Source organism: Lentzea indica (genome assembly GCF_012184385.1).
Taxonomy (GTDB): domain Bacteria; phylum Actinomycetota; class Actinomycetes; order Mycobacteriales; family Pseudonocardiaceae; genus Lentzea; species Lentzea indica.
The window spans coordinates 35,837-43,164 of sequence record NZ_VSRL01000054.1; the positions used below are offsets into that span (position 1 = coordinate 35,837).

The 7,328-nt window shown below is 68.8% G+C and carries 8 protein-coding genes and 1 pseudogene; 4 read left to right on the forward strand and 5 right to left on the reverse strand.

All coding sequences use genetic code 11. The features are described from left to right. Positions 1-29: 29 nt before the first annotated feature. The 4 genes and pseudogenes from FXN61_RS17305 (at position 30) to FXN61_RS17320 (ending at position 4,062) form a co-directional block, all read left to right on the forward strand. Positions 30-932 carry a 1,4-dihydroxy-2-naphthoyl-CoA synthase gene (locus FXN61_RS17305; protein WP_167975103.1) on the forward strand — a complete coding sequence of 301 codons (903 nt, stop codon included), beginning with the start codon at positions 30-32 and terminating at the stop codon, positions 930-932. Beyond that, positions 932-1,963: an o-succinylbenzoate--CoA ligase gene (menE, locus tag FXN61_RS17310; protein ID WP_167975104.1), complete on the forward strand. Its 1,032-nt coding sequence runs from the start codon at positions 932-934 to the stop codon at positions 1,961-1,963. The genes FXN61_RS17305 and menE overlap by 1 nt, the downstream gene beginning before the upstream one ends. Before the next feature lie 77 nt (positions 1,964-2,040). Continuing rightward, a complete protein-coding gene (locus FXN61_RS17315) occupies positions 2,041-3,144 on the forward strand; it encodes a DUF8814 domain-containing protein (RefSeq protein WP_167975105.1) in 1,104 nt (367 codons plus the stop codon). Positions 3,145-3,190: 46 nt separating this feature from the next. Then, positions 3,191-4,062, forward strand: a pseudogene (locus tag FXN61_RS17320) (1,4-dihydroxy-2-naphthoate polyprenyltransferase). Positions 4,063-4,160: 98 nt separating this feature from the next. Here the strand turns inward: FXN61_RS17320 and FXN61_RS17325 are convergent. From FXN61_RS17325 to FXN61_RS17345, 5 genes are all read right to left on the reverse strand, one after another. After that, positions 4,161-4,469: a hypothetical protein gene (locus tag FXN61_RS17325; RefSeq protein ID WP_246291673.1), complete on the reverse strand. Its 309-nt coding sequence runs from the start codon at positions 4,467-4,469 to the stop codon at positions 4,161-4,163. After that, complete coding sequence (locus FXN61_RS17330; protein WP_167975106.1) at positions 4,469-4,918, reverse strand: hypothetical protein; 450 nt, start codon at positions 4,916-4,918, stop codon at positions 4,469-4,471. Before FXN61_RS17330 ends, FXN61_RS17325 begins: the two co-directional genes overlap by 1 nt. Continuing rightward, a complete protein-coding gene (locus FXN61_RS17335; RefSeq protein WP_167975107.1) occupies positions 4,918-5,901 on the reverse strand; it encodes a hypothetical protein in 984 nt (327 codons plus the stop codon). The genes FXN61_RS17330 and FXN61_RS17335 overlap by 1 nt, the downstream gene beginning before the upstream one ends. Beyond that, complete coding sequence (locus FXN61_RS17340) at positions 5,898-6,317, reverse strand: hypothetical protein (RefSeq protein ID WP_167975108.1); 420 nt, start codon at positions 6,315-6,317, stop codon at positions 5,898-5,900. Before FXN61_RS17340 ends, FXN61_RS17335 begins: the two co-directional genes overlap by 4 nt. Continuing rightward, on the reverse strand, positions 6,317-7,328 hold a 1,012-nt coding region (locus tag FXN61_RS17345; RefSeq protein ID WP_223165490.1), incomplete at its 5' end, for a hypothetical protein. The genes FXN61_RS17340 and FXN61_RS17345, both read right to left, overlap by 1 nt.

Below are 7,328 nucleotides of genomic sequence, written 5' to 3' on the forward strand. Positions count from 1 at the left end.
CTCAGCACGGGCCGCCTAGGCTCTCGTCCGTGGCAGATCAGGAGCTCTTCGACCCGTCGCTGTGGAAGTCCGTCGAGGGCTTCGACTTCACCGACATCACCTATCACCGGGCGCTCGACCAGGGCACGGTCCGCATCGCGTTCAACCGGCCGGAGGTGCGCAACGCGTTCCGGCCGCACACCGTGGACGAGCTGTACCAGGCGCTCGACCACGCGCGGATGTCGTCCGACGTCGGGTGCGTCCTGCTGACCGGCAACGGACCGTCGCCGCGTGACGGCGGCTGGGCCTTCTGCAGTGGTGGTGACCAGCGGATTCGCGGGCGCAGCGGCTACCAGTACGCCTCCGGTGAGACCGCGGACACGGTGGATCCGGCGCGGGCGGGCCGGCTGCACATCCTCGAGTGCCAGCGCTTGATCAGGTTCATGCCGAAGGTCGTCATCGCGGTCGTTCCCGGCTGGGCAGCGGGTGGCGGGCACAGCCTGCACGTCGTGTGCGATCTCACCATCGCGAGCGAGGAGCACGCGAAGTTCAAGCAGACCGACGCGGACGTCGGCTCGTTCGACGGCGGCTACGGGTCGGCCTACCTCGCACGGCAGGTCGGGCAGAAGTTCGCGCGCGAGATCTTCTTCCTCGGCCGCACGTACTCGGCCGAGGACATGCACAAGATGGGCGCGGTCAACGCCGTCGTGCCGCACGCCGAGCTGGAGAACACGGCGCTGGACTGGGCCCGCGAGATCAACGGGAAGTCGCCGACCGCCCAGCGGATGCTCAAGTACGCGTTCAACCTGATCGATGACGGTTTGGTGGGACAGCAGCTGTTCGCCGGTGAGACGACCCGGCTCGCGTACATGACCGACGAGGCCGTCGAGGGCCGTGACGCCTTCCTGGAGAAGCGCGCCCCCGACTGGTCGAACTACCCTTACTACTTCTGATGCTGGACGACCTGCGCGCAGCGCTCAACGGCGGAGAACCGCTGGTCGACGGCCCGCTCGACGGCTGGGAGAAGCGGGCCGTGCTCGGCGTGCCCACCTCCGGGTCGACGGGCGAGCCGAAGACCGTGCTGCTCGACGCCGACGCGCTGACCACGTCGGCGCAGGCCACCCACGAGCGGCTCGGCGGACCCGGCACGTGGCTGCTGGCGTTGCCCACGAACCACATCGCCGGGATCCAGGTGCTGGTGCGGTCGATCGTCGCGGGCACCACGCCCGGTGCGCTCGACATGTCGAAGGGCTTCCGGGCGATGGGCTTCGCGCAGGCCGCCCGGCCGGTGCTGATCCAGCCGGGACGCCACTACACCGCACTGGTGCCGACGCAGCTGTCCCGGCTCGTCGTGGGCGAAGGTCCGGGGCTCGAGGCGCTGCGGCAGTTCGACGGCGTGCTGATCGGCGGAGCCGCCACCCCGTCGAAGCTCCTCCAGCAGGCGTGCGCTCTCGGCGTGCAGGTCGTCACCACGTACGGCATGAGCGAGACGGCCGGAGGGTGTGTGTACGACGGTGAGCCGCTGCGGGACGTCCGGCTGCGCACCGACGACGTGATCGAGATCAGCGGACCCGTGCTGGCGCTGGGTTATCGCGGCAGCACGGAACCGTTCGGCGAGTGGTTCCGCACGGGTGATCTCGGGCGGCTGCGCGACGGGCGGCTGGAGGTGCTGGGCCGCGCTGACGACGTGATCGTCACGGGCGGCGAGAAGGTGCCTCCGGTGCTGGTGGAACGGGCCCTGGCGACCGTTGAGGGCGTGCTGGAGGCGTGTGTCGTCGGCGTGCTGGACGACGAGTGGGGCCAGGTCGTCGCTGCGGCTGTCGTCGCCCGTGGTGCGGAGCCTTCGGTCGACGATCTGAAGGCCGCTGTCGCGCAGGCCGTGGGCAGGGCGGCGACGCCGAAGCTCGTGCGGTTCGTGTCCGAGCTGCCGTTGCGCGGACCGGGCAAAGTCGACAGAACGGCCGTGGCCAACCTCTTTAGGTGAACCTTTACCGCTGAGGACAACTCTCCCCGCGAAGCACGCGGAACCCAGCCGCGCGCGTTAGCGATGGGGGTTTTCTCATGCGCTACCTGTTACCTCTGGCCGTCGGTGCCACGTTGGTGGTCGGACTGGCATCCCCTGCCCTGGCCCAAAATGAGCCAACGCCGTCGAACGAGTGGACCGCCGATGTCAGCGGCCACGCCGTCACGTGGGGCGGTTCCCCTCGCACGGGCCTGATCGAGCTCGGGTCGCACAGACTCGCTCAGCCCGCCAACGCGGTCACGGCGGCGGTGACCGGCGATGGTGTCGTCGACGTGCGAGGTCTGCGTCCTGACGGGCAGTGGACCGAGTGGCTGGAGGCGCCGGCCACGTTGCCGGTGACCACCTCGACCGTCCAGACGCGCGTGGTTCTCAACGGTGGCAAGGCATCGCGCGTGAAGCTGACCGCTTCTCAGGCGCCTGCCGCCGCTTCGGATGTTTCCGTCGCTGCTGCTGGACGTTCGTACCGGGTGTACGCGACGCGTGAGGGCCTCGTCGGCGGCACGACCGCGAACGGCCACACGATCCGTTCGCGCGACCACTTCGTCGCGCTGCCGTCGCGGCGTGGCTTGGCGCCCAACAACAGTGGCAGCTACAGCGTGCAGGTGTGCGCGTCGAACGGCCGTTGCGAGTGGGCGCCCGTGTGGGACGTCGGTCCGTGGAACACCAAGGACGACTACTGGAACCCGTCCGCGACCCGTGAGATGTGGAAGAACCTGCCGCAGGGCAAGCCGGAGGCGCAGGCCGCCTACCAGGACAATTACAACGGCGGCAAGGACCAGTTCGGCCGCGAGGTGGCGAACCCGGCGGGCATCGACCTCGCTGACGGCACGTTCTGGGACGGCCTCAAGCTGACCACGAACTCCTGGGTGACCGTGACGTACCTGTGGACCGGCTCCGGTCCTGTCGGGACGGTGCGCACCTCCGCGGCCAACGGCACCGTGAACGTCCGCAGCGGCGCGAACTCCTCGACGTCGCAGGTGGGTCTGGCCGCGAACTACGCCAAGGTCAGGGTGACGTGCCAGCTGACGGGCGAGTCGGTGTCGGGCACGCAGGGCACCTCGAACATCTGGTACCGCATCGCGTCCGGCAAGCACATCGCCAAGGCGTACGTGGCAGGTGTCTCTGGAGCGACTAGCTGCTGATACACCCGTTGGCGGGTCCTCAGTAGCCATAGCGGAGGATGGAGGCATGGCCTCAGTCGTCCAGTGGATCCAGGGGACCCGCCCGCGCACTCTGCCCAACTCGATCGCTCCGGTGATCGTGGGCGCGGCGGCGGCACACCACATCGACGAGTTCAACGTGCTCTACACGGTGCTCGCTCTGGTCGTGTCGGTGGCGCTGCAGATCGGCGTGAACTACGCCAACGACTACTCCGACGGCATCCGCGGCACCGACGACAACCGGGTGGGGCCGTTCCGCCTGACCGGTTCCGGTGCCGCGGAGCCTTCTTCGGTCCGGCTGGCCGCGTTCATCTCGCTCGGCGTGGGTGCGCTGGCCGGGATCGTGCTGGTGGCGCTGTCCGGGTACTGGTGGATGATCGCGTTCGGCGCCGTGTGCCTTGCCGGAGCGTGGTTCTACACGGGTGGCAAGCGTCCGTACGGCTACGCGGGCCTCGGCGAGATCGCGGTGTTCCTCTTCTTCGGCCCGGCGCGGTGCTGGGCACGCTGTACGTGCAGTCCGGTGAGATCACCGGTATCGGCATCGGCGGCGCCATCGCGATGGGATCCATCTCGGCTGCCGTTCTGGTGGCGAACAACCTGCGCGACATCCCGACGGATGCCGTGTCAGGCAAGCGAACCCTGGCCGTGGTGCTGGGCGACAAGGACACCCGCAGGCTGTACCTGGCGCTGGTGGCGGTGCCGTTCCTGATCGCGCTGGGGATGACCGTGCGGGTGCCTTTCGCGTTGCTGGGATTCCTTGCGGCGCCGGTGTTGCTGCCCGCCGTGCGCAGGGTGGCCGCCGGGCGTGGCGGCCGTGACCTGATCCCGGTGCTGCAGTTCACCGGGTTCGCCATGCTCGCCTGGGCGATCCTGGTCAGCGCCGGGCTGTTCCTGGACTGACGCTTCTCACCACGCGTCTTCTGTGAACTGGGTCGGCTCGTCGTCGTCCTGCCTGGCCGGCCTGCGCGGGGCCGGTGGCGGTGCCGTCTCGCCCTTGATCAGCTCGTCGAGCTCGCGCGGTCGGCATCGAGTGCCTGGCGCACCAGCGGATCGTGGCCGGCCTCGCCGGTGAGGACCTGACGCCAGCTCAGGCCGGCGCCACGGGCGATGCGGTCGGCCAGCTGGCGCATCGCCGGTGAGGCCTCGCTGGACTTGGCGAACTGCATCACCCTGCGAACGTCCTCAGTGGACGGTTCCTTGCCCTTGAGTGCCTGCTGGGCGGACCGCATCGCGCGATCCGTCTCAGCGACGGCGTTCGTCAGGAAGTCCTCGGCCGCGAGGATGTCCGGTGTCCGCCAGGCCGTCATCACCACTTGTCCTCCGCGAAGATGTCGGGGTCGTTCTCGTCGCCGTCGTCACCCCGGCCTCTGCGCGGGCCCTGCGCGTTCATGATCTCGTCGGCGGTCATGCCCTCCTGCAGCATCTGGAACGCCTGCTTCATCTTCTTTACGTTCTCCTGCTGCATGGCCTGCACGTCAGGATCCTGGGCGGCCTTGCCGGAGACGACGTCCTCCCAGGAGAACTCGCCCGCGTCCACCTTGCGCTTCAAAGCTTTCAGCTGTTCCGGCGCGTCCTTCTCCTGCGCGGCCCGCTCGACCTGCTGGGCGATCGCCTTGAAGTCGACGGGCGGGATCGGCGGCAGCGGCGTGTCCTTCAGCCGGTTCGCGAGGTCCTGCGCCTCCTTGAAGCGAGCGTCGACCTGCGCCTCTGCCGCACGCAGCTCCGGCGACTTCCAGCTGTCGTTGGGGGTGGTCATCAGTTCTCCCTCGCGAAGAGTCCGCGCTGGATCGGCCTGGCGTCACCGCGGATGTCGCTCACCTCGGCGCGCTGTGCGAGGGTTCGCCACTGCCGCAAGTCTACTTCGGACAGACCGAGCTGTTGGGCCGTTTCGTAGTTCTCGCCGAGGAAGTGCAGCACGGCCTGCTCGCCGAGGACGCCGATGATCTCGAACTCCGCGCCACGGTAGGTGCAGAGCGTGCGGACCAGCTGGAGGTCTTCGACGACCGCGTCCGGCACCTCGAGGAACTTGGCCCCGTTCTCCTCGGTGAAGTCCGGCGGCGCGGGCTGACCGGCCAGCGGGTGCAGCAGGACGCTTCCAGGGGCCGGGCCGAAGTCGATGTCGAACTCCTGACCGCGGTACCGGCCGATCAGTCCACGCCGGACGGTCGGACGCAGCGGAACCGGTGCCTGCCAAAACCTTCCGGGCCCGAAGCCGACGTCACCCGTCGGGATCCAGCCGGTCTGGCGGTTGAGGTACTTGCCGACGCTGCGCCCGTCGCCGTTCGGCTCGAACCGCCACAGTTCAGTGCCGGCAGGCAGTTCGCAGAGTTCCATGACGTACTCGGGGATCGGCTGCGCACTCGGCGTGTACCCCGTGCCGGTGAAGGGCACCGGGTAGACGCGGGTCGTGCCCATCTTCTGCGCGCCCTCGATCGTCGGGCCACCGAAGCTGGTGTCGAAGATCTCCGTGTTGTGCGCGAGGAACCGCAGCAGGTACTGCGTTCCCCTCGGCCAGTCCGCGACCTTGTCGACGCCGAACACCTCGGCGAACTGGTCGGCGGTGCCCTGCGGGAAGTCCTGGCCGCGCGTCACGAACCCGGCGGTGCGGTGCGGCTCGAACTTGCCGGGCACGACGACGTTGCCCAGGTAGAGCTGCGCGATCGCGGGATGCACGATCTTCTGCAGGATGGTCTCCGGCCCGATGCCGGCCGCCTTGCGGACGGCCTGTGGGGTGCTCATCCCGGGTTCCTCTCCTTCCACCGCGCCAGGTAGTCGGTGCGGTCGACCCGCACGTCCGCCAGCTCCCCGACGTCGAGTGTGGCCGTGTAGCCGTTGTACTGGTCGCCGTCGAGGCCGTTCTGCGCCGCCCAGACGTACTCGCCGCCGGCGTATCCCGCCTGGGCCTTGCCGTTCTCCACCGAGATGACGTTGAACGGCTGCCCGCGCCAGAGGGCCGTCATCTTCTCGACGTACCAGGCGTCGAGCTCCATGACGGGCACCGTCTTGAACTCCCGGTCACCGTACTTTTCGAAGCCCTCGGCGTTGACGTAGGACACCCCGGGAACCTTGCGGATCCAGACGTCCTTCTCGCCTTCGCTGCCCGCGTAGTAGACCTCGCCGCGGTACTCGGCCATCTCCTGCGAGTACTTGGTCATCAGAGCTTCGTCCAGCCGAACTTGCGGTCGTACACGGCATGCAGTTTCTCACTGCCGTCCTCGTTCACCTGCCAGATCTCCGCACGATCAGGCAACGGCGTGCCGCCGTCGACGCGCCACTCCGGCACACCGCCCATCGTGGAGCCGGTGCCGGTGAACGGGTCGTACCCGTCGTAGACCTTGGCTGACCCTCCCGCCGCGGCCATCTGCTTCTGCGACGACTCGTAGTGCGCCTGCTCCTGCGGCGACTGGTACTCGCTCTCCTGGCGCGGACCGAACGTGTTGAAGTCCGGCGTGTCCTTCTTCGGCCCGCCGAACGGCACGTTGTGCGCACCGGCGTTCTGATCGGTGATCTCGTACCGCAACTGCATCGCGGACGGCGCGTTCTCGGGGATGGGGGTCCAGCCCTTGCCCTTGTCGTCCAGCGCGAGGCCGTCCCTGAGGCCCGCCGGGGTGTTGATGGGGGCGACGTCCTGGCCCCTGGCGATCGAACCGCCCATCTGGTTCTGCCAGTCCGCCTGCTTGGTGCCCGGCGCGTGAGGCTGGTCCGGTAGATAGGTGCTGAGCGCGCCCTGGTTCAGCGCCTTGGTGACGATGTCGCCAGTGCCGACCTTGATCTGGTTGCGGACGTCGGCCACGTCCTTCGCCTCGGAGGGCGAGAGCTCGGTGGACAGCTTCTGGCTCAGCTCGACGTACCGGTCCCGCTCAGCCTGGTTGGGCAGAATCTGCTCGAGCTGGTGCTGGTACCCCTGCCCCTGCGCCGCCATCGCGGCCGCGTCGAAGTGCCCCTTGAGGTCCGGGCCACTGCTCGTCTGGCCGCCGCCGGCGTTCTCGGCCTGGCCGTCGTTGCCGGTGGCCGCGTCGTCGCCGTGCGTTTTCGGGTCGGCGTTGTCGGCCGGGGTGCTGTCGTGGCCGGGCTGGGTGTCGTGGGGCTTGCCGTCTTCGCTGTCGTGCGGCTTGCCGTCAGTGTCATGCGGCTTGCCGTCGTCGGGCCGGCCGTCGCTGTCGTGC

Excerpts from the sequence above, each read along its gene's own strand:
- FXN61_RS17315 (WP_167975105.1), top strand. The coding sequence starts at position 2,041 with ATGCGCTACCTGTTACCTCTGGCCGTCGGTGCCACGTTGGTGGTCGGA.
- FXN61_RS17325 (WP_246291673.1), bottom strand. The coding sequence starts at position 4,469 with ATGACGGCCTGGCGGACACCGGACATCCTCGCGGCCGAGGACTTCCTG.
- FXN61_RS17330 (WP_167975106.1), bottom strand. The coding sequence starts at position 4,918 with ATGACCACCCCCAACGACAGCTGGAAGTCGCCGGAGCTGCGTGCGGCA.
- FXN61_RS17335 (WP_167975107.1), bottom strand. The coding sequence starts at position 5,901 with ATGAGCACCCCACAGGCCGTCCGCAAGGCGGCCGGCATCGGGCCGGAG.
- menE (WP_167975104.1), top strand. The coding sequence starts at position 932 with ATGCTGGACGACCTGCGCGCAGCGCTCAACGGCGGAGAACCGCTGGTC.
- FXN61_RS17340 (WP_167975108.1), bottom strand. The coding sequence starts at position 6,317 with ATGACCAAGTACTCGCAGGAGATGGCCGAGTACCGCGGCGAGGTCTAC.